The 18,586-nt window shown below is 72.3% G+C and carries 23 protein-coding genes and 1 riboswitch; of the genes, 13 read left to right on the top strand and 10 right to left on the bottom strand.

Annotation, left to right across the window (positions count from 1 at the left end; translation table 11 throughout):
- The first annotated feature begins 23 nt into the window (after window positions 1-23).
- Window positions 24-716 (top strand): MBL fold metallo-hydrolase, encoded by a 693-nt coding sequence (locus K415_RS0117405; protein ID WP_197024754.1) that lies wholly within the window; start codon window positions 24-26, stop codon window positions 714-716.
- 21 nt (window positions 717-737) lie between these two features.
- Here K415_RS0117405 and K415_RS0117400 read toward each other — a convergent pair whose 3' ends face one another.
- Window positions 738-1,733: a Gfo/Idh/MocA family protein gene (locus K415_RS0117400; protein ID WP_024288314.1), complete on the bottom strand. Its 996-nt coding sequence runs from the start codon at window positions 1,731-1,733 to the stop codon at window positions 738-740.
- A gap of 35 nt (window positions 1,734-1,768) precedes the next feature.
- A complete protein-coding gene (locus tag K415_RS0117395; RefSeq protein ID WP_029664048.1) occupies window positions 1,769-1,966 on the bottom strand; it encodes a BldC family transcriptional regulator in 198 nt (65 codons plus the stop codon).
- Between the two features lie 51 nt (window positions 1,967-2,017).
- Window positions 2,018-2,093: riboswitch (cyclic di-GMP riboswitch) on the bottom strand.
- Between the two features lie 231 nt (window positions 2,094-2,324).
- Here K415_RS0117395 and K415_RS0117390 point away from each other — a divergent pair.
- Entirely contained in the window at window positions 2,325-2,540 is a 216-nt protein-coding gene (locus tag K415_RS0117390) for a hypothetical protein (protein WP_051480631.1), read from the top strand.
- 148 nt (window positions 2,541-2,688) lie between these two features.
- On the top strand, window positions 2,689-2,907 hold the full coding sequence (locus K415_RS0117385) for a hypothetical protein (RefSeq protein ID WP_024288312.1): 219 nt from the start codon (window positions 2,689-2,691) through the stop codon (window positions 2,905-2,907).
- Between the two features lie 64 nt (window positions 2,908-2,971).
- Here K415_RS0117385 and K415_RS23015 read toward each other — a convergent pair whose 3' ends face one another.
- The 5 genes from K415_RS23015 to K415_RS0117350 form a co-directional block, all read right to left on the bottom strand.
- A complete protein-coding gene (locus tag K415_RS23015) occupies window positions 2,972-3,883 on the bottom strand; it encodes a Gmad2 immunoglobulin-like domain-containing protein (RefSeq protein ID WP_024288311.1) in 912 nt (303 codons plus the stop codon).
- Window positions 3,884-3,998: 115 nt separating this feature from the next.
- Window positions 3,999-4,496 (bottom strand): DUF4395 domain-containing protein, encoded by a 498-nt coding sequence (locus K415_RS0117375; protein ID WP_024288310.1) that lies wholly within the window; start codon window positions 4,494-4,496, stop codon window positions 3,999-4,001.
- Window positions 4,489-4,989 (bottom strand): thioredoxin family protein, encoded by a 501-nt coding sequence (locus K415_RS0117370; RefSeq protein WP_024288309.1) that lies wholly within the window; start codon window positions 4,987-4,989, stop codon window positions 4,489-4,491. The genes K415_RS0117375 and K415_RS0117370 overlap by 8 nt, the downstream gene beginning before the upstream one ends.
- A 554-nt stretch (window positions 4,990-5,543) precedes the next feature.
- Window positions 5,544-5,768 carry a hypothetical protein gene (locus tag K415_RS0117355; protein ID WP_024288308.1) on the bottom strand — a complete coding sequence of 75 codons (225 nt, stop codon included), beginning with the start codon at window positions 5,766-5,768 and terminating at the stop codon, window positions 5,544-5,546.
- Window positions 5,761-8,028: an MMPL family transporter gene (locus K415_RS0117350; protein WP_024288307.1), complete on the bottom strand. Its 2,268-nt coding sequence runs from the start codon at window positions 8,026-8,028 to the stop codon at window positions 5,761-5,763. Before K415_RS0117350 ends, K415_RS0117355 begins: the two co-directional genes overlap by 8 nt.
- 87 nt (window positions 8,029-8,115) lie before the next feature.
- Here K415_RS0117350 and K415_RS0117345 point away from each other — a divergent pair, with 87 nt between their 5' ends.
- A complete protein-coding gene (locus tag K415_RS0117345) occupies window positions 8,116-8,694 on the top strand; it encodes a TetR/AcrR family transcriptional regulator (RefSeq protein WP_024288306.1) in 579 nt (192 codons plus the stop codon).
- A gap of 55 nt (window positions 8,695-8,749) precedes the next feature.
- Here K415_RS0117345 and K415_RS0117340 read toward each other — a convergent pair whose 3' ends face one another.
- Window positions 8,750-11,074 carry a heavy metal translocating P-type ATPase gene (locus tag K415_RS0117340; protein WP_024288305.1) on the bottom strand — a complete coding sequence of 775 codons (2,325 nt, stop codon included), beginning with the start codon at window positions 11,072-11,074 and terminating at the stop codon, window positions 8,750-8,752.
- 99 nt (window positions 11,075-11,173) lie between these two features.
- Here K415_RS0117340 and K415_RS0117335 point away from each other — a divergent pair, with 99 nt between their 5' ends.
- From K415_RS0117335 to K415_RS0117295, 9 genes are all read left to right on the top strand, one after another.
- Window positions 11,174-11,896, top strand: coding sequence for a spermidine synthase (locus K415_RS0117335; protein WP_024288304.1), 723 nt, complete (start codon window positions 11,174-11,176; stop codon window positions 11,894-11,896).
- A gap of 67 nt (window positions 11,897-11,963) precedes the next feature.
- On the top strand, window positions 11,964-12,278 hold the full coding sequence (locus K415_RS0117330; protein WP_024288303.1) for a helix-turn-helix transcriptional regulator: 315 nt from the start codon (window positions 11,964-11,966) through the stop codon (window positions 12,276-12,278).
- Window positions 12,275-13,330 carry a permease gene (locus tag K415_RS0117325; RefSeq protein WP_024288302.1) on the top strand — a complete coding sequence of 352 codons (1,056 nt, stop codon included), beginning with the start codon at window positions 12,275-12,277 and terminating at the stop codon, window positions 13,328-13,330. Before K415_RS0117330 ends, K415_RS0117325 begins: the two co-directional genes overlap by 4 nt.
- Window positions 13,331-13,362: 32 nt before the next feature.
- Window positions 13,363-13,605 carry a thioredoxin family protein gene (locus tag K415_RS0117320; protein WP_024288301.1) on the top strand — a complete coding sequence of 81 codons (243 nt, stop codon included), beginning with the start codon at window positions 13,363-13,365 and terminating at the stop codon, window positions 13,603-13,605.
- A gap of 46 nt (window positions 13,606-13,651) precedes the next feature.
- Window positions 13,652-14,278 carry a hypothetical protein gene (locus tag K415_RS0117315; protein ID WP_231494925.1) on the top strand — a complete coding sequence of 209 codons (627 nt, stop codon included), beginning with the start codon at window positions 13,652-13,654 and terminating at the stop codon, window positions 14,276-14,278.
- The gene (locus tag K415_RS0117310) at window positions 14,271-14,699 is read left to right on the top strand and encodes a BlaI/MecI/CopY family transcriptional regulator (protein WP_051480629.1); all 429 of its coding nucleotides are present in this window, start codon (window positions 14,271-14,273) and stop codon (window positions 14,697-14,699) included. The genes K415_RS0117315 and K415_RS0117310 overlap by 8 nt, the downstream gene beginning before the upstream one ends.
- Window positions 14,700-14,762: 63 nt before the next feature.
- The gene (locus tag K415_RS0117305) at window positions 14,763-15,086 is read left to right on the top strand and encodes a rhodanese-like domain-containing protein (protein WP_024288298.1); all 324 of its coding nucleotides are present in this window, start codon (window positions 14,763-14,765) and stop codon (window positions 15,084-15,086) included.
- A gap of 79 nt (window positions 15,087-15,165) precedes the next feature.
- Window positions 15,166-16,536, top strand: coding sequence for a rhodanese-like domain-containing protein (locus K415_RS0117300; protein WP_024288297.1), 1,371 nt, complete (start codon window positions 15,166-15,168; stop codon window positions 16,534-16,536).
- Window positions 16,537-16,624: 88 nt separating this feature from the next.
- Entirely contained in the window at window positions 16,625-17,440 is an 816-nt protein-coding gene (locus K415_RS0117295; RefSeq protein WP_029664039.1) for a sulfite exporter TauE/SafE family protein, read from the top strand.
- Window positions 17,441-17,768: 328 nt separating this feature from the next.
- Here the strand turns inward: K415_RS0117295 and K415_RS0117285 are convergent, their stop codons facing one another.
- Window positions 17,769-18,191, bottom strand: coding sequence for a hypothetical protein (locus K415_RS0117285; protein ID WP_024288295.1), 423 nt, complete (start codon window positions 18,189-18,191; stop codon window positions 17,769-17,771).
- Window positions 18,188-18,586: a hypothetical protein gene (locus K415_RS0117280; RefSeq protein WP_024288294.1), complete on the bottom strand. Its 399-nt coding sequence runs from the start codon at window positions 18,584-18,586 to the stop codon at window positions 18,188-18,190. The genes K415_RS0117285 and K415_RS0117280 overlap by 4 nt, the downstream gene beginning before the upstream one ends.

The raw sequence follows: 18,586 nt of genomic DNA, 5'->3' as shown, positions 1-18,586 counted from the left end.
CGGCGGCCTGGAGGGAGGCCTCGATGTCCATCGATCCGCTGGAGCGGGACGTCAGCCGTGCGATCCGGTTGAGCACGCAGGGGCACTCCTGCGTGCGCATGGAGCGGGACGGGCGGGTTCTGGTCATCGACCCGGGGTCGTTCAGCCAGGCGTCGGCGCTCGCCGGCGCCGAGGCGGTCCTCGTGACGCACCACCACACCGACCACCTGGACCTGGGCCGGCTCGTCGCCGAGCTCGGCGCGTCTGCCGTACTGGAGGTCTGGGGTCCGCCGGACGTCGTCGAGCTGCTGCTGGACGGGCGTCATGCCCTTGCCGGGCGGGTGCACCCGGTCCGTCGCGGGCAGCGCGTCACGGCAGCCGGCTTCGACGTGCAGGTGCTGGGCGAGCTGCACGCACAGGTCCACCCGGACGTGCCGGTCATCGCCAACGTCGGGTACCTGCTCGACGGCGTGGTGCTCCACCCGGGGGACTCCTTCACCCTGCCGCCGGAGGGCGTCGACGTCGGCGTGCTCCTGCTCCCGGTCAGTGCACCGTGGCTCAAGGTCGCCGAAGCGGTCGAGTACGCCAGGTCGGTGCGGGCCGGCGCCGTCGTCCCGATCCACGACGCGATCCTCAGCGAGACCGGGGTCAGCCTGGTCGACCGCGTCGTCGGTGGCCTCTGCTCGGGCACGTACCTGCGTCTGGCGCCGGGTGAGCACCTCGACGTGCCGGCCTGACTGCGTGCCGGCCTGAGGGGTTCAGGCGTCCGGCGCGGTCCCCACCCGGGTGCCCTGCTCGGCCGAGCGGATGATGCCGTGCGCAACCGCGAGCGCGCGACGTCCGGCACGCGCGTGCACGGGAGGCTCCTGCCCCGCGCGCAGTGCGCCGAGCACGGCGTCGACATGGCGGTCGAACGTCGAGTGGAAGCTGCGTGCCTCGTCGTTGAAGTAGCCGGCCTCCCAGACCTGTGACGTCTCGTCGCCGGCGCGGGACAGGGTCAGCCGCCGCACGGTGTCCTGGATCAGGGCCCGGCCCTGGGTCCCGTTGATCTCCAGGCGGTGCGTGTCCGGGTAGGCGTAGGAGGAGTCGTACGTGCCCAGGAGCGTGCCGACGGCCCCGTTGGCGAGCTCGAGGGCGACGGCGAGCGTGGTGAACGTTCCCGGGCGGGTGCCGTCGTACATCTGGCACATGACCGAGACGATCGGTCCGCACAGGTGCTCGAGCATGTCGATCCCGTGGACCTGGGTCTCGATCAGGTTGGCGTGCGGTGACGTGCCCCAGTTGGGCTCGCCGCCGAACCGCCAGTCGGCGAAGACCAGCTCGCCGAGCTCACCGGCCTCGATCGCGCGCTTGGCTCGCTGCACCGGCTCGGCGTAGCGATGGTTGAGGTTGATCGCGAAGAAGAGGTCGCGAGCCGCTGCCTCCTCGAGCAGTGCGTCGGCCTCGTGCAGCTCGAAAACGAGCGGCTTCTCGACCAGCAGGGCAGCGCCGCGGCGGATCAGATGCATCGTCGGTTCGAAGTGCGCCTCGTTGGGCAGGCACACGGTCACCAGGTCGGGCTGCTCGCGATCCAGCATCTCGTCGAGGTCGGTGTACGCCGTCGTGCCGTAGGCCTCGGCCCGCGCTCCGGCGCGTTCCGGTGTCCGACCGACGATGGCGCACAGCGTCGTGTCCGTGCGGTGCGCGAAGACCCGTGCGTGCTGGTCACCCCACTGGCCAGCACCGACGACGGCAACTCTGAGCTTGGCGTCCATCCCACCACCGTGTCACACCGGTGTGGGCGGCGGGGTCAGTTCTGCGAGCCGCGCGGCTGCGGGACGCCGACCAGCAGGCCCCTGACCTCACGCTCGTCGTACCGGCGGTGACCGCCGAGCGTGCGGATCGCGGAGAGCTTGCCGGCCTTGGCCCAACGGGTCACGGTCTTGGGGTCGACGCGGAACATCGCGGCGACCTCGCTGGGGGTGAGCAGACCGCTGGTGGCGGTCATGCGGCGGGTGGACGTGGTCGACACCTTGGGTGTCATCTCAGCTCCTTGCCATTCGGTGAGCCCGGCCGACCCGAGGGTCCCGCTGGCTTTGCGTCCCCACCTTTCGATGGGTTTGCCCTTTTCGTTGACATTGAGCAGTTTGCCCGTTCCTGGCCACAATGCCATAGGTCCTCAGTCCCTTGCGCCCGGTGGGCGGGGCGCGGTTGCGGGCGCCTCGAAGTCGCGCTCGGGCGGCGTGCCGTGCTCTTGATCTCGTTCATCGGGACAGCGCCGGCCGCCGGTCCGGGGCGGACCGGTAGGACGTTCGGGCACACTGAGGCAGTGCCGGCCCACCCGGGCCGCGGGGACGAGGTCGGCGATGGACGGTCGGAGCCTCCTGGTCGACGTCCTGATCGGCGCGGCGACCAGCCTCGTGGTCCTGTGGCTCCTGCTCGTCGTCGCCCTGGTCGTCCTGCGCCCCGGCCGGGCGACGCTCGGCGAGGTGCTGCGGATCCTGCCTGCTGTGGTGCGGCTGCTGCCCCGACTCGCGCGGGACCCGACGGTGCCGCGCGCGGTCAGGGTCGGCTCTGGTTGAACGCCGGACGGACTGGCCGTGCTGATCCAGCTCGCCGGTCGGGCCACCGCGGTCCCGTGACCAGCCGGCCGGACGCGGCCGGGACCGGCGGGGCCCGTCACCCGATCGATCTCTGGACAGCGCCGTGGCCAGGGAGGATCGTCGAGGTATGGGAGAGGTCATCGCGTTGCCGCTGGCCGGCGCAGCGGCCCTGTCCGACGTCCGTGGCCAGCACCGGGCGCTGCAGGTGACCTGGCACGAGCGCGACGAGGTGTTCGTGGTGAGCACCTGGCGGTTCGGCCGGTGCGTCGCGAGTGTCCGGCTCGCGCCGGCCGATGCCGCGGCACTGATCGGCACGCTCGCCGAGGGTCTCGCCAGGCGGTCCTGAGCACCAGCCGACCCGGGACCTGCCACAGCCGCTTCGCGTGCGCCCGGCCGACCGTGCTGCGTGCTCAGCTGACAGTGATCGTCTTCGTGTCGCTCATCGGCACGCCACCGGCACCGTCGGACGGGTCGTCCTCGGTGACCACGATCGTGTAGGTACCCGGCGGCAGCTCGACGGAGAAGCTGTACGGGGCGAACGTCTGACCCTCGCTCGTCAGGGTTGCACCTGAGGCGATCTCGGAACCGTCGGCATCGAGGACCTGCCACGGCACGTTGGCCTCGAACGCGCTGGCGTCACCGGAGACCGTGACCGGGGACGTGACGTCGGCACCGTCGCGCGGTTCGTCGATCTGCACGTACGCACGCACCGCATCCGGCGACTCGCGTGTGACGGGCGCGTCCCACGACACCGCTCCCCAGAGCTCACCCGCCGGAACCCCGTCGATCTGCAGCAGCACCGGTACGGCCTGGTCCTGGGCCGCGTCGGTCACCGTGTAGACGAGCTGCTGGATCATGAGCGCCGCACCCGGCGACCCGATGGTGGCAGTCCGCGCGTCGGCCGACAGGTCGACGACGACCACACCGTCGACCTGGCTCACGCCCAGCACCTCGGTCATCGGGTTCCAGGGGCTGGTGTAGTCCGGGTCGAGCGGACCGGCGATCATCTGCTCGACGGCTGCGACCATCAGGTCGCCGTCAGGGACGTCGCGGCTCTCGCGGACGAGCCGCAGGCCGGTGCGCGTGTCGACCATCGAGTAGACGGTCACGGTGGGCGTCGTCACCTCGGTGGGCGTCGGGGCTGACGTCGGCGTCGGGCTCGGCTCGACGGACGCCGTCGTCGTCGGCGCCGAGCTCGGCTCGGGCTCCTGATCGCCTCCGGTGGCGCACGAGGTGAGGACGGCCAGCACCACGGTCGCCACCGCTGCGATGGCTGAGCGTCGGGTGCCGGTCGGTGCACAGGCCGTTCCGGTCGCGGACATCGCACAACCTCCTGCTGGCGGCCAGCGTCCAGGTGGGTCCTGCCGACAGACCACCGTCATCACGATTCTCCCACCGGACGACCCGGTGAGCGCCCGATGGCGTGGCCGGTCGCCGTCAGCGCTGCGGTGCGAGGCGCCGGAGAACGAGGTACAGCTCGCACCCGAGGCACAGGCCGAATGCGGCGTTGAGGAACGCGGCCACCAGGGCGATCGCCGCGGCGACGGGCACGGCGACGGGAGCCCCGGCGGCGGCCACGAGGAGGCCGCCTCCCGTCACGACAAGTCCGACGACCTGGGCGAAGCGGGGCGGACGGGGGTCCTCGAGGTCGGCCGGCGGAGCCAGGCGCGGACGCACCAGCGAGCGGAAGATCGCGGCCTGCAGCGTCCCCTGGACCCCGCGCATCGCACCGAGCGCGAACAGCCCGGCAGCCACGGCCAGCAGCACCGCACCGGCCGTCGTCGTGCCGAGCAGCAGCGTCGCACCGAGCAGGGCGGCGCTCACGGCGGCACCGAAGCGGGGGCCGCGCGGGTCGATGCCCGCGGGTGTCACGGGTGCCTGCGCGACTGCCGGGCGGTCCGTGGTGGTGGTGCGGTCGTCGGATCGGTCAGACATGGCTGCTCCAAGGCGTGGGTGCGGATGCGAAGGTCGGCACGGGTGCGTGCGCGTGCGTGCGGCTGGAGGGGAGGTCGTGGAGCGCTGCGGTGGCTTGCGCCGGGGTGATCGGGCCGGACGTGCGGGAGTGGATCTCGCCGTCCCGGCCCAGCAGGAGCACGGTCGGCGTGCGCAGGATGCCGAGCCGGCGCACGAGGTCCATGTGATCGTCCGCGGCGAGCTCGAGGAAGCCCACGTCGGGGGCCGACGACGCAACCTCCGTCAGCACCCGGCGGACCTGCGGGCAGGTGCTGCAGGTCTCCGCGGAGAACTGCACGAAGGTCGCGCGTGCGCCGAGCGCATGACCGGTCCCCAGGACCGACGATCCCGCGCCGGTCAGGGTCGTGGACGTGGGACCAGACGGACGGAACTGCCCACGTCGACGCTGGGTCAGCCACCAGACCAAGCTCGACAGGGCGAGCAGCGCCACGAGCTGCAGGGCGGAGTTCGTCATGGGTGAGTCCTCACGTTGGGTTCACTCTCGTTGCGCCCACAGCAGGCGCTCGGGCTGAGGGTCCGGCGCGTGGCCGGTGGCGGACGTGCGTCCGTGGCCCGTCGTGGACGGACAGGGCTCGTGGACGAACAGGGCCGGCGGAAGGGCAGGGCTGCTCGTGACGCGCTCAGGCCGCAGGACGCCGGCGACGGCACGTCAGAGCGGGCGGCAGGCCTGCTCGGGAACGGTCAGCGAGGACAGCAACCGGTCAGGCATGCCGCGCGCGACATTCGCCGACCGTACGTCGTCCTGCTCATGACGGTTCTCCTTCATGCCCGCGACCTGCGAGCCCAGCGCCTACCGTGGTCCTGGCTGTGTGCCCTGGACCCGGGGCACGCAAGTCTGTGCGGCCCGCCGCCGGATGTCAACGACCTGTCCACGCCTGGCGCCCTCGTGGCAGATCGGGCCCGACGGGGGCGCCCTGAGCCCTGCGCCCCGCCGATCAGGCCCGCGCGCCCGTGCGTGTCCCGAGGTCGTCGAGGACCGCCCCGACCGCGCGCAGCGAGTCCCGGAGCTCACCCACGCGCCGATCTCCCAGCGCTGACGAGCGTCTCGAGGATCCGGATCTGCACGCCCTGGACCTGGGACAGCACGGCCAGTCCGCTGTCGGTCAGCCGCAGCCTGCCACGGGCCGGCGCGCCATCGGTCGCCGACGCCGCCGCAGCACCGGCCCCCCGGTGCCCCTGCCCGATCGTCAGCAGGGTCTGGACCTGCCCGGGTCCGGGCGGTCGATCAGGCATCGGGGGCGCCGACCACGACCGGCTCGCTGTGGGTGGAGCCGACCTGCGGGGCGACCGACGTCGGCTGCGGGTCAGCGCCCCGCAGGGACTCGTCCCCTTCGACGGACAGGTGCGGCAGCACCCGGTCGAGCCATCGCGGGAGCCACCAGTTGGCTGCGCCGATGCGGTGCATGATCGCGGGGACGATGAGCATCCGGATCACGAACGCGTCGAGCAGCACCGCGGCGGCCATCCCGAGGCCCATCAGCTTGATCGTCCGCGAGTCGCCGAACACGAAGGCCCCGAAGACGAACACCATGATCGAGGCGGCGGCGACGATGACCCTGCCGGTGTCGGCATGCCCGATCCGGACGGCCCTGGCGTTGTCGCCGACGCGCCGCCACTCCTCGTGCATCCGGCTCACCAGGAAGACCTGGTAGTCCATCGAGAGGCCGAAGAGCATCGCGAAGAGGATCACCGGCAGGAACGGCTCGATCGGCCCGGCCTTGCCGAGGCCGATCAGGTCGGCGCCCCAGCCCCACTGGAAGACCGCGACGACGACCCCGAAGGCCGCACCGACCGACACGAGGTTCAGGGCCGCCCCGACGAGCGGTACCAGGAGGCTGCGGAAGGCGAGGACCAGGAGCAGGACCGACAGCCCGATGACGACCGAGACGAACAGCGGGATCGTCGCCTGGATCTCGGTCGCGAAGTCGTCGAAGGTCGCCGTCGGGCCACCGACCGAGACGTGGTTCCCGGTCGCCGCCTGGTACGCGGGTGCCACGTCGTCACGCACCCGCTCGATCAGGTCGCTGGTCGCCCGGTCCTGTGGGCTGGTCGTCGGCACGACGCGCAGCACGGCCGCCGTACCGTCCGCATTCGGCATCGGCCCGACGACCGAGGCGACGCCCGGGTCGGCCTGGAGCTGCGCGACGAGCGGCATCAGCGGGCTCGGGTCGCCACCCTGGAGCGGTGCAGCGGTGAGGTCGACGGCCACGACCAGCGGACCGTTCACCCCGGGTCCGAAGCCCTCTGCGAGGGTGTCGTACGCATCCCTGGTCGTCGTCCCCGACGGGTCGTTCCCCTGGTCGGCGGTGCCGAGCCGCAGGTCACCCACCGGGACGGCGATCGTCAGGAGCAGCGCGAGCCCGGCAGCCGCGAGGACGACCGGGTGCCGCTGCACGGTCTCGGCCCACCGTCGGAAGGCGCCGGTCGTGTGCTCGGGGGCCGTCCGCCCCGCTTCCAGGGCACGCCGGTCGCGGCGACCTAGCACGCGGAGCCCCAGCGCACCGAGGAGCGCCGGGACGAGCGTGGTGGCAGCCAGCACGGTGAGCACGACGGACACCGACGCGGCGATCGCCAGGCCGAAGAGGAACTCGATGCCGGTCAGGAAGAGTCCGAGCAGGGCGATCACCACGGTGATCCCGGCGAAGACCACAGCCCGGCCCGACGTGTCGAGCGCGGTGGCGATCGAGTCGTGCACCGGCACACCGGATCGCAGTCCGTTCCGGTGCCGGCTGACGATGAACAGCGCGTAGTCGATCCCCACGCCGAGCCCCAGCAGGATGCCGAGGGTCGGCGCGACGTCCGAGATGGTCGTCACGTTCGAGGCCAGGCGCACGAGCCCGGTCGCGACCCCGAGTGCCGCCGCCGCCGACACGATCGGCACGGTCATCGCGACCACGGACCGGAACAGGAGCAGCAGGACGAGGGCCGCGAAGGCCACCCCGATGAGCTCCGCGGGGCCGATCTCCGGGTGCGAGAGGCCTGCGACACCCTGACCACCGACGGCGAGGTCGAGACCGACACCGTCGACACCGTCGACACCGTCGACACCGTCGACGAGGTCGACGAGTGCCTCGAGGTCCGACCGTGGCACCTCGATGCCGGCCGTGCGGTACTGGACCGTCGCGTAAGCCACGGTGCCGTCGGCGCTGATCTGTGCGGCACCGCCGGGGCCGTACGGGCTGCGGACCGCGGCCACCGAGTCCAGGGCCGCGACCTCGTCGAACAGGCTCTGTGCGCGCTGCTGGACGGCAGGATCGGTCGCGGCGGCGCCGTCGGTGCGCAGCACGATCGTGTCGGCGTCGCCGGAGGCCTCGGGGAAGCGCTCGTGCAGCAGGTCGACGGCTGCCTGGCTGTCGGTGCCGGGCAGCGCGAAGCTGTTGCGGAAGTCCGTGCCGACCGCGTGGGAGGCCAGCTGGACGCCGACGATCGCGACGAGCCACACCAGTCCGACCAGCAGGGGGTGCCCCGAGCTCCAGCGTGCCAACTGCCTCATGACGTGCTCCTGACTGGACGACCGGTAAGGGACAGGCGGCTATGGTGTGCTCTGTCCTGACCGATCGTCAAGTCCTGGGAGGCCGCCGTGCGTGCAGAGGAGTCGGGGACGACCCGCGAGCGGATCCTCGAGGTGGCCCTCGACCTGTTCGGTCGCCAGGGCTACGAAGGCACCTCGATCCGGGACATCGCGGAGCGGATGGGGATGACCAAGGCCGCTGTCTACTACCACTTCCCGTCCAAGGAGGAGCTCCTTGCCGACGTGCTGACGCCGGCGATGGGCCGGGTCGCGAGCGTCCTCGAGGAGCACGGGCGGGCGGTGGACGAGCAGGACCGCCGAGCACTGGTCACAGCCCTGGTCGACGTCGTCGCGGAGGTCGGTCCACAGGTCGTCGTGATGCTCTCCGACCCGGCAGTCGGCAGCCACATGCGGGCCCTGACCGGGGACAGCGCCCTGCCCGAGCGGGTCGGCCGGGCCCTGGTCGGGCCGCCCCCCGCCGATCCGGTGAGCGCTGCCGAGCTCCGGATCCGGGCCGCCTGCGCCGTCGGCTGCCTGCCGGCCGGCGTCGCCGCCTGGCGGCGTGACAACCCCGGTGGCCGACATCTCGACCAGGGCACCAGGACTGTCCTGGTCGAGGTCGTGCTCGGCGTTCTCGCCGGCGCCTGAGCGGTCCGGTCGCCCGGCGTCTCAGTCGAACGAGCGTGTCAGCCGAACGAGCGTGTCAGGCGACCGGGCGTCGAGCGGTGAGGGTGTGCGCACCGTCCGGGACCAGGCTGAACGCGCCCTCCTCCTCCTGCGCGTTGTGCAGGCGGAGCACGGCGTACAGCCCGTAGAGCAGGCGACGGAGCTCGACGACATCCTCCGGCGCGGCGGTCTCGTCGGTCAGCTCGAGGAGCAGCCGGTGCAGCCGGTTGACCTGGTGCTCGATCTCGGCGTGCGTGCGGCTCAGCGCCGCTGTGGTGTCCGGGCCGCCGAGTGCGCGTGCGACGAGCGGCACGAGCAGCGCCTCGTCCGCGCGCTCGTGCGGGATGAGGTCCGTCTCGAGCGCCACGAGCAGGCCGCGCGCCGGTGCCAGGTCGCAGGCTCGCGCGGACAGCCCGTCCGCGACGGAACGGACCCGCTCGACGACCGGCAGCACCGCATCGTGCTCGACCCGCAACCGGTGGGCCATGGCGATGTCCTCCGCGGGGAGCGTGAGGGTGTGCACCCGCCCCGGCAGGACCGCGCGCAGGGCGATCGCGATCGCGAGCACGTCGATGACCTCCTGGAGCACTGCGCCCGCCGCCGGGGGCAGCAGCCCGACGGCTGCGAAGCCCATCGCGACCAGGGACAGGCTCATCCCCACGACGACGGACTGGACCGCGATCCGCCGCGACCTGCGCGCGATCATGATCGCGTCGGCCAGCGCGTCGACCCGGTCGACGGTGAGCACGACGTCGGCGGCCTCGGACGACGCGGTGGCTCCCCGGGCAGCGAGCGCGACACCCACTCCGGCCGCCGCCAGCGCGGGGGCGTCGTTCACGCCGTCACCGACCATGATCGTGCCGTTCTGACCGCCCTCGGCGTGGATCGCCCGCAGCTTCTCGGCCGGGTCGCAGTCAGCGAGCACCGAGTCGACCCCGACGATCCGGCCGACGGTGTCCGCGATGTCTGCGCGGTCGCCGGTGACCAGCACCATCCGGGCGACCCCGGCGGCGCGCAGGGCCCGCACCATGCGCGGGGCGTCCGTGCGGATCGGGTCCTCGAGCAGGAAGGCACCCGCTGCCTGCCCGTCGACGGCGACGAAGACGGTCAGGGAGCCGTCGAGATCGGCACGTCGTCGGACCTGGCGGACCCAGCTGGGGGTGGACTCGCCGACGACCCACCCCGACTTGCCGAGGCGGACCTCGTGGTCCCCGACGCGCCCCTGCAGGCCGTAGCCGTGCCGCTCGCGCACCTCGGTCGGCATCTCGAGGGCCATGCCCCGGCGGGTCGCTCCCGTGACGATGGCGGTGGCGAGCACGTGGGCCGAGACCTGGTCGAGGGAGGCGGCGAGGCGCAGCAGCTCGTCGGCGTCGATCCGATCGGTCGCGGTGACGACGTCGGAGAGCGTCGGTCGGCCCTGGGTGAGCGTGCCGGTCTTGTCGAACAGCATGACCCGGCCGACGGCCAGCCGCTCGAGGGCGCCGCCGCCCTTGATCACGACGCCGACGTGCGCAGCGCGTGACAGGCCGGACATGATCGCGATCGGCGCGGCCAGCAGCAGCGGGCACGGCGTGGCGACGACCAGGACAGCGACCGCGCGGACCGGGTCGGCGCTGATCGCCCAGGCGGCGGCCGCGACCACGAGGGTGAGCGGGACGAAGAGCACAGCGAACCGGTCGGCCACCCGGACGAACGGCGCCGAGGACGCCTGGGCCTGCTCGACGAGGCGCACCACGCCGGCGTAGGTCGACGCCGAGGCCGCTGCCGTCGAGACGAGGGTGAAGGGTGCACCGGCGTTCACCACGCCGCTGCGGACGTCGTCGCCCTGCGGCCGCTCGACCGGGAGCGGCTCGCCGGCCAGGGCGGACTCGTCCAGCACGGCCGTCGAGAGCAACCGACCGTCCACCGGGACGACCTCACCGGTGCCGACCAGGAGACGGTCGCCGGGCACGACGTCGTCGACCCCGATCTCGGCGACGCCGCCCTCGACCAGGCGGCGGGCGATCCGCGGGGCGCGGGCCACCAGCAGGCTCAGCTCGCGGCGGGCCCTGGCGCCGGCGCGCGCCTCGAGCAGCCGACCGCTCGCGAGCATCACCGTGATCATGGCGCCCGCGAACGGCTCGTCGACCACCAGCGCCCCGGCGAGGGCGAGCACCGCGATGACGTCGACGCCGGCCTGACGGGCCAGCAGGCCCTCGACGGTCCAGGCCACCGAGAAGGCCAGTCCGAGCACGGTGCCGGCGATCCACACCGCGCGCGCCGGACCGCCGAGCTCCAGCAACCAGAGCCCGCCGCCGACCGCCAGGAGGGTGGCGGACACGACGAACAGGAGTGTCTCGACGTGCGACCGCAGCCAGTCCATGGGGCCATGATCTGCCGGTGGGCGCTGTGCCGACAGTGCCCTTCGGCCCAGCGCGGTCCTAGGGTTGCCGGATGACGTCGCCGGGGAAAAGGTAGTCGGGTGGCCGCTCGCTTCGAGGAGCTGGACTGGAGCTCGACCCCGATGGGCGAGATCAGTCTCCGCCGACGGCAGGACCCGGTCACGGGGGCACAGGTCTACGAGGTCAAGCTCGGCGACGAGTACCTGATGTCGAGCCTGTTCACCGTCGCGGAGATCGAGGTGGCGCGGTTGGCGCTGGCTCTGCTGCCCGGGCCCGGGCTCGATGTCGCGGTCGGCGGGCTCGGCCTGGGCTACACGGCCCAGGCCGTCCTGGAGCACACCGGGGTGCGGTCCCTGGTCGTGGTGGAGGCACTCGCCGAGGTCATCGACTGGCACGAGCGCGGACTGGTCCCGGTGGGGGAGCGGCTCACCTCGGACTCGCGCTGCCGTCTGGTCCACGGCGACTTCTTCGCGATGGCCGCCGGGCCGGTCGGGCTCGATCCGGAGCAACCGGGGCGGCAGTTCCACGCGGTGGTCGTCGACATCGACCACTCGCCGCGCCACCTCCTGAACCCCAGCCACGCCGACTTCTACGAGGCGGCAGGGCTGCGTCGTCTCACCGAGTGGATCCACCCGGGCGGTGTGTTCGCCCTGTGGTCGAACGATCCGCCGGACGACGGCTTCCTCGCCGTTCTCTCGGCGATCTTCGTGGACGTCGAGGCGGTGGTCGTGCGGTTCCCGAACCCGCTGCAGGGCCGGGAGGCGACCAACACGGTGTACCTGGCCCGGCGGTCGGCGGGTTAGCACCCTTCGCATCGACGGGGACCTATGTCCCCCGCGCCACGTCCGGCGTGCGCCGTACAGTTCAGGCGTGACTGAATCAAGGATCGTTGAGGTGACGGACGCACCCGACGGGGGACCGATGGCGGTGCTCCAGGCCGTCGCGGACCCGATCCGCTGGACGGTGCTCGAGGTCCTGGCCGATGCCCCCCGGTGCGTGTGCGACCTGCAGGAGCGTGTCCCCGTGGCGGGCAACCTGCTGAGCTACCACCTCAAGGTGCTGCGGGACGCCGGCCTCGTCACGACCAGCCGGCGCGGGCGCTGGATCGACTACGCGCTGGCCGACGACGCGCACGACCGGATGCGCACGGCACTGCCCGGCGCGCGGGCGGTGGTGACCTCATGAGCGTCGCCGAGCGGCTGCGGGCCAGGACGCCGACGCGCCGGTGGGTCGGCCTGGCGGTGGCGGCGATCGTCTGGTTCGCCCTGTACGAGCTGAACCGTCCGTTGTGGGACTGGTTGCTCCTCGACGTCCTGGGCCTCGACCCGGCGGGCCGCCTCGGCTCCGGTGTGCACTTCTTCTTCTACGACACCGTCAAGATCGGCCTGCTCCTGGTCGGGATCATCTTCGTCGTCACCGTGCTGCGGTCGTTCATGAGTGTCGAGCGCACGCGCGCGCTCCTCGGCGGCAGGCGCGAGGGCGTCGGCAACGTGATGGCCGCCGGGCTGGGCGTGGTCACCCCGTTCTGCTCGTGCAGCGCCGTGCCGGCCTTCATCGGCTTCGTCGCGGCCGGCGTGCCGCTCGGGGTCACGATGAGCTTCCTGATCTCCAGCCCGCTGGTCAACGAGGTCGCGATCGCCCTGCTGTTCGGGATGTTCGGCATCGGCCCGACAGTGATGTACGTCGGGGCCGGCCTGACGATCGCGATCGTGGCGGGCTTCGTGCTCGGGCGGTTGCGCCTGGAGCGCTGGGTCGAACCCTTCGTCTTCGAGACCCGCCTGGGCGGTCAGCTGATCGACTCGACCCTCGGCCTGAGCTGGGACGACCGGATCCAGATGGGCATCGAAGAGGTCGGCGTGATCCTGCGCAAGATCTGGCCCTACCTGCTCGTCGGCATCGGGCTCGGTGCGGCGATCCACGGCTGGGCACCGGAGGACTTCTTCGCGGCCTATGCCGGCGCAGGCAATCCGTTCGCCGTGCTGATCGCCGTGGCGATCGGGATCCCGCTGTACTCGAACGCCGCCGGGATCATGCCACTGGTCGAGGCGCTGCACGACAAGGGCCTGCCGATGGGCACCCTGCTGGCCTTCATGATGGCCGTCGTCGCCCTGAGCCTGCCCGAGCTCATCCTGCTGCGCCGGGTGCTCAAGCCTCAGCTCATCGCCTTCTTCGTCGGCGTCGTCGGTGTCGGGATCATCGCCGTCGGCTATCTCTTCAACGCCGTCATCGGCGTCTGACAGCTCACCACCATCACCACCAGGAGGCCACCATGAAGATCAAGGTTCTCGGACCCGGCTGTGCGAACTGCGTCAACCTCGAGCGGGTCACGCGTGAGGCGGTCGCAGCGATGGGCATCGATGCCGACATCGAGAAGGTCACCGACTACGCGGCGATCGCCGGCTACGGGGTCATGCGTACACCGGCGCTGGTCGTCGACGAGAAGGTCGTGCTCTCCGGCCGGGTACCCACGGCCGGTCACGTCCGCGAGCTCCTGACGCCGTACGTCGCCTGACACCGGCGAGGCGGTCCACGGGCCTTCTATGCCGCATAGTAGGTCCATGTCCTCGACTCCCTCCACGCGCAGCAGCGAACCGGTGACCATCTCGGCGCGACCCGACGTCGGCTCCCTCCCAGGTGCCGAGCCGGCTCGCACCCTGCGCGCCGCCGCCCTCGGCCTTCGCGGCTGGACGGCCCGCCAGTACCTGGCCGCCGGCCTGTTCTCGGTGGCGTTCGCCCTCATGATCGGCTATCCGACCGTGCTGATCCCCAACCCGGTGTTCGGCCGAGAGATCCCTGTTCTGGCGTGGAACTACCCGGTGTGGATCATCACCTCGGTCCTGGCCGGGATGCTCGCGGCCACCTACGTCCGCCCCGAGGGCAGGGCCGCGCGCCGATCCGACGACGGCGCGGACGGTGCCCCCGAGGTCCTCGCCGGTGAGGACGGCACGGACACCCCGAGCAAGCTCGGCGTGGCCGGCGGGATCCTGACCTGGTTCGCGGTCGGCTGCCCGGTCTGCAACAAGCTCGCCCTGCTCGCGCTCGGCTACTCGGGAGCGATCACCTGGTTCGCACCGGTCCAGCCCTACCTGGCCGCCGTCGCGCTCCTGACGACCGCGGCCGCGCTGCTCGTCCGGCTCCGGGGGCAGGTCATGTGCCTCGTGCCGATGGGGGCCCCGCATGCCTGACCGGACGACGCCGCTGCCCCGCCTCGGTGCGCTCGAGCGCCAGGTGATGGACGTGCTCTGGTCCTGTGCCGACGAGCTGTGCACCCGGCGCGTCCTCGAACGGCTGACCACGACGACCCTGGCGTACACGACCGTCGCCACAGTCCTGACGAACCTCATGCGCAAGGGCCTCGTCGAGCGGGTCAGCACCGAACGCGCCTGGTCCTACCGACCGCGCCTGGAGCGCAGCGAGTACGTCGCCGGGCTCATGGCCCAGGAGCTCGCGGCGAGCGACGACCGTCCCGGAACCCTGCGCGACCTCGTCCGTGCCCTTGGGTCCGACGACCGGGCCGCCCTGCGGGACGCCCTTCGTCCGGGCTCACGCCGGTCCGACCCGCCCGTTGCAGCGGGATCCACGAGGTTCGCGGAATGCGACGCGTGATGGTTCCGTTGTAACCTCTCGTATACCCCCGGGGGTATCCCTTACAGATGAGAGGCTCGACCCATGCCAGAGGTGCAGGTCCAGGCGTTCGCCGCGGCGCAGGCGGACGGTGCATTCGTGCTCGACGTCCGCGAGCCGCACGAGTACGTCACCGGTCACGTCCCCGGTGCTCAGCTGATTCCCGTCGGGCAGCTCCCCGCGCGGGTGCGTGACCTTCCCCGCGACGAGCGGATCTACGTGATCTGCGCCAGCGGGAACCGGAGCCGGGTGATGACCGACCTCCTGACCCGCAACGGCTTCGATGCGCTCTCCGTCCAGGGCGGCACCGGCGAGTGGGTCCGTTCCGGGCGCCCGGTCGTCGTCGGCCCGCACCCCAACGCCTCCTGAGCCCGGCGACCCACACCTCGACCGCTGCACCTCGACCGCTGTGCCGCCGCCGTGCGGCGACCGATCAGACAGGACCACCATGAGCCACACCATCGTCCCGATCGAGACCCCGTCCCTCGGTGACCGGAGCTACCTCGTGCACGACGGCGAGGTCGCCTTCGTCGTCGACCCTCAGCGCGACATCGACCGGATGCTCGACACCGCCACCCGCGCCGGCGTGCGGATCACGCACGTGCTCGAGACGCACATCCACAACGACTACGTCACCGGCGGACATGCCCTCGCCGAGGCGACCGGCGCCCAGTACCTCGTCAACGCCGACGACCCGGTGACCTTCGAGCGCGTCCCGGTACGCGGCGGCGACGTCATCGACGTCAGCCCCCAGCTGCAGGTTCGCGTGCTGCACACGCCAGGCCACACCTTCACCCACCTGTCGTACGTGCTGGAGGGCCCCGAGCCGGTCGTCTTCTCCGGCGGCTCACTGCTGTTCGGCTCGACCGGGCGCCCCGACCTGCTCGGTGCCGCGCACACCCACACCCTTGCGCGGCACCAGTACGCCTCCGCCCACAAGCTCGCCGCCGAGCTGCCGGACGAGACGCAGGTCATGCCGACGCACGGCTTCGGCAGCTTCTGCTCGGCGACGGCCACGACGGACGGCGCCACCGGCTCGACCATCGGCCAGGAGCGCCGGAGCAACCCCGCGCTGAGCAAGGACGAGGAGGACTACGTCGCCGAGATCGTCGCAGGCCTCGACGCCTACCCGGCCTACTACGTGCACATGGGGCCGGCGAACTCCGCCGGGCCGTCCGCGCCCGACCTGACCGCACCCGAGCGGGCCGACAAGGCCGAGCTGCGCCGGCGACTGGCCGCAGGAGAGTGGCTCGTCGACCTGCGCACCCGGACCGCGTTCGCATCCGGACACGTCCCGGGGACCTTCAACTTCGGTCTCGACGGCCAGTTCGCGACCTATCTGGGCTGGTTGATCCCGTGGGGCACCCCGGTCACCCTCCTCGGCGAGAGCCCTGAGCAGGTCGCCGAGGCCCAGCGCGAGCTCGTCCGCATCGGCATCGACCGGCCGGCCGCCGCAGCAACCGGGACGCCCGCCGAGTGGACCGACGAGGTGCTGGCCACGATCGAGCGGGCGACGTTCGCCGACCTGTCCCAGGTCCGTCACCACCGACCGGTCGCCGTCCTGGACGTCCGCCGGGCCAGCGAGTGGCGTGACGGCCACATCGACGGTGCCGTCAGCATCCCGTTGCACGCGCTGCTGCAGGGCCTCGACCAGGTGCCGGACGGTGAGGTCTGGGTGCACTGCGCCGGTGGGTACCGCGCGTCGATCGCCGCGTCGCTGCTGGCTGCGCACGGCCGTCGGGTGGTGCACGTCGACGACTCGTTCGCCGAGCACGCCGCTGCCGCCGGCCTGCCGCTGGTGCAGGGCCAGGCCGCCTGATGCCGCCGCGCGCCGTCCGCACGGCGCTCGGTAACATCCCCGGGCGTGGCCCCGTCCCGGTGCCCGCGCCGTCCGAAGGGACGTGACAGTGCTCGCGTGGTTGATCCCGGTCGGCCTGGTGATCGGGCTCAGCGTCGGCTCCCTGGGCGGGGGCGGCTCGATCCTCGCGGTCCCGGCGCTGGTCTACCTGTTCGGGCAGGACTCCCGCGCCGCGACGACGACATCCCTGCTCATCGTGGGCGTGACGTCGGTGATCGGGGCGATCCCGCACCAGCGCGTCGGCCGCGTCCGGATCGGCCAGGGCATCGCCTTCGGCCTGCTCGGGGTCATCGGCTCCTACGTCGGCTCACGGCTCTCGACGACAGTCCCCGACGAGGTCCTGCTGACGGGCTTCGCCTTCCTGATCCTCGTGGTCGCCGCCCTGATGACCTGGCGACGCCACCAGCAGGCACGGATCGCTCCCGGGGCCCAGCCGGCCGCCGAGCCGGCACCGATCGTCATCTGGCGCCCGCACGTGCGGGTGGACTGGCCACGAGCCGGCACGGTGCTGGGGACGGCCACCGGCGTGGGCCTGCTCACGGGCTTCTTCGGGGTGGGTGGCGGATTCGCCGTGGTACCCGCCCTCGTGCTCGCGCTCGGCCTGTCGATGCCGGTGGCCGTCGGGACGTCCCTGGTCGTCATCGCGATCAACAGCGCGACGGCACTGGCCTCGCGGATCGGTCAGGACGTGACGCTCGACTGGGCCCTGATCGGTGGCTTCACGGCTGCGGCAGTCGTCGGCAGCCTTCTGGGCAGTCGGGTCGTCTCACGGGTGAGCCCGGCCCGTCTGAGCCTGGCGTTCACCATCCTGCTCGTCGTCGTCGCGGTCTACACCGCTGTGCGGAGCGTTCCGCAGCTCTTCTGAGCGGCACGCCCCGCAGCCGGGCCGGCGCCAGGACGACGAACGCCCCGCCGGACGAGCCTGGGCTCGTACCGCGGGGCGTGCGTCGTGGTGCGCCGTGGGGTCAGCGGCAGGTGCACTGCTGGCTGACGGGCACACTGGCCATGACGGCGTCGACGTGCATGCCGCAGCCGCTCCAGGTGACGTTCCCGCAGCGTGAGCAACGAGCCGGACTGCACATGGTGTACTCCTCGATCGGTCGGTAGGTTCGTCGACAGCATACCCCTGGGGGTATGGAGAACGCCAGTCGACAGGCTATGGCACCCACCACACGGACGCCGCGCGGCGGAGCTCAGGGCCGTGCGCAGGTACCCGGGTCACGCAGCCGCTGCGCGAGCCCGAAGCCGGTGACGAGCAGGGCGAGGACCGCTGTCGGCACTTGGCCGGGCCCGCCGTTCAGGACCGCCGCGGATGCCAGGACGGTCAGTCCCGCGACGACGGCGCACGGCGTGCAACCGATCGCCGGATGCCGCCAGGACCCGGCCACGGGGACGTAGGTCGCCAGCACCGTCGCACCGACGGACGCGATCAGGGCCACCAGGATGGTCCAGACCGGAGCGCCGACGAGGTCGACGCCGCCGCTGACGGCGGACAGCCCGACGAAGAGCACAGGTGCGACGGCTGCGGCCACCGCGACCCGCCGGGTCGAGCGACGCCCGGTCAGCCGCTGGACCTGGGTGGGCCTGGTGGGCTGGGTGGGTCGGGTCAGGGTCATGGGGTCTCTCCGGTCGTGAGGGTCGTCGCCAGCTCGTCGAGGGCGTCGAGCGCACCGGCCAGGTACCGCGCCCAGGCCTGGCCCCGGGTCGAGGCTGCGCCTGCAGTCGACCTCCACTGCTGCCGGATCTCGGCGACGACTGCCGCCGGCTCGTCCTGCAGGGCGCCGGACCGACCGCGGCTCACCAGGGTCCGACGCACCTGGGCGAGCGCCGCGGAGACGCCCTCGAGGTACTTGACGCGGTGCGTCTCGTCCGGGCCGACGGCGCACAGGGCCGTGCCTGCCAGGACGCGCGACATCTGCCCGAGCGCCTCGTCCTCGCGGGCCCGCAGGTGCACGACGAGCTCAGCGACCCCGTCGTCGGTCGGTGCCTGCTGCCCTGCCGCCGACCGCAC

This window comes from Cellulomonas sp. KRMCY2 (genome assembly GCF_000526515.1).
Lineage (GTDB): Bacteria > Actinomycetota > Actinomycetes > Actinomycetales > Cellulomonadaceae > Actinotalea.
This window is presented reverse-complemented; position numbering and strand designations above follow the sequence as displayed.

Coding starts and splice junctions, on each gene's coding strand:
- K415_RS23015 (WP_024288311.1), bottom strand. CDS start 3,883: ATGTCCGCGACCGGAACGGCCTGTGCACCGACCGGCACCCGACGCTCA.
- K415_RS0117340 (WP_024288305.1), bottom strand. CDS start 11,074: ATGGACTGGCTGCGGTCGCACGTCGAGACACTCCTGTTCGTCGTGTCC.
- K415_RS0117355 (WP_024288308.1), bottom strand. CDS start 5,768: ATGCCTGATCGACCGCCCGGACCCGGGCAGGTCCAGACCCTGCTGACG.
- K415_RS0117390 (WP_051480631.1), top strand. CDS start 2,325: ATGGACGGTCGGAGCCTCCTGGTCGACGTCCTGATCGGCGCGGCGACC.
- K415_RS0117375 (WP_024288310.1), bottom strand. CDS start 4,496: ATGTCTGACCGATCCGACGACCGCACCACCACCACGGACCGCCCGGCA.
- K415_RS0117320 (WP_024288301.1), top strand. CDS start 13,363: ATGAAGATCAAGGTTCTCGGACCCGGCTGTGCGAACTGCGTCAACCTC.
- K415_RS0117285 (WP_024288295.1), bottom strand. CDS start 18,191: ATGACCCTGACCCGACCCACCCAGCCCACCAGGCCCACCCAGGTCCAG.
- K415_RS0117325 (WP_024288302.1), top strand. CDS start 12,275: ATGAGCGTCGCCGAGCGGCTGCGGGCCAGGACGCCGACGCGCCGGTGG.
- K415_RS0117370 (WP_024288309.1), bottom strand. CDS start 4,989: ATGACGAACTCCGCCCTGCAGCTCGTGGCGCTGCTCGCCCTGTCGAGC.
- K415_RS0117395 (WP_029664048.1), bottom strand. CDS start 1,966: ATGACCGCCACCAGCGGTCTGCTCACCCCCAGCGAGGTCGCCGCGATG.
- K415_RS0117310 (WP_051480629.1), top strand. CDS start 14,271: ATGCCTGACCGGACGACGCCGCTGCCCCGCCTCGGTGCGCTCGAGCGC.
- K415_RS0117300 (WP_024288297.1), top strand. CDS start 15,166: ATGAGCCACACCATCGTCCCGATCGAGACCCCGTCCCTCGGTGACCGG.
- K415_RS0117350 (WP_024288307.1), bottom strand. CDS start 8,028: ATGAGGCAGTTGGCACGCTGGAGCTCGGGGCACCCCCTGCTGGTCGGA.
- K415_RS0117400 (WP_024288314.1), bottom strand. CDS start 1,733: ATGGACGCCAAGCTCAGAGTTGCCGTCGTCGGTGCTGGCCAGTGGGGT.
- K415_RS0117305 (WP_024288298.1), top strand. CDS start 14,763: ATGCCAGAGGTGCAGGTCCAGGCGTTCGCCGCGGCGCAGGCGGACGGT.
- K415_RS0117385 (WP_024288312.1), top strand. CDS start 2,689: ATGGGAGAGGTCATCGCGTTGCCGCTGGCCGGCGCAGCGGCCCTGTCC.
- K415_RS0117405 (WP_197024754.1), top strand. CDS start 24: ATGTCCATCGATCCGCTGGAGCGGGACGTCAGCCGTGCGATCCGGTTG.
- K415_RS0117315 (WP_231494925.1), top strand. CDS start 13,652: ATGTCCTCGACTCCCTCCACGCGCAGCAGCGAACCGGTGACCATCTCG.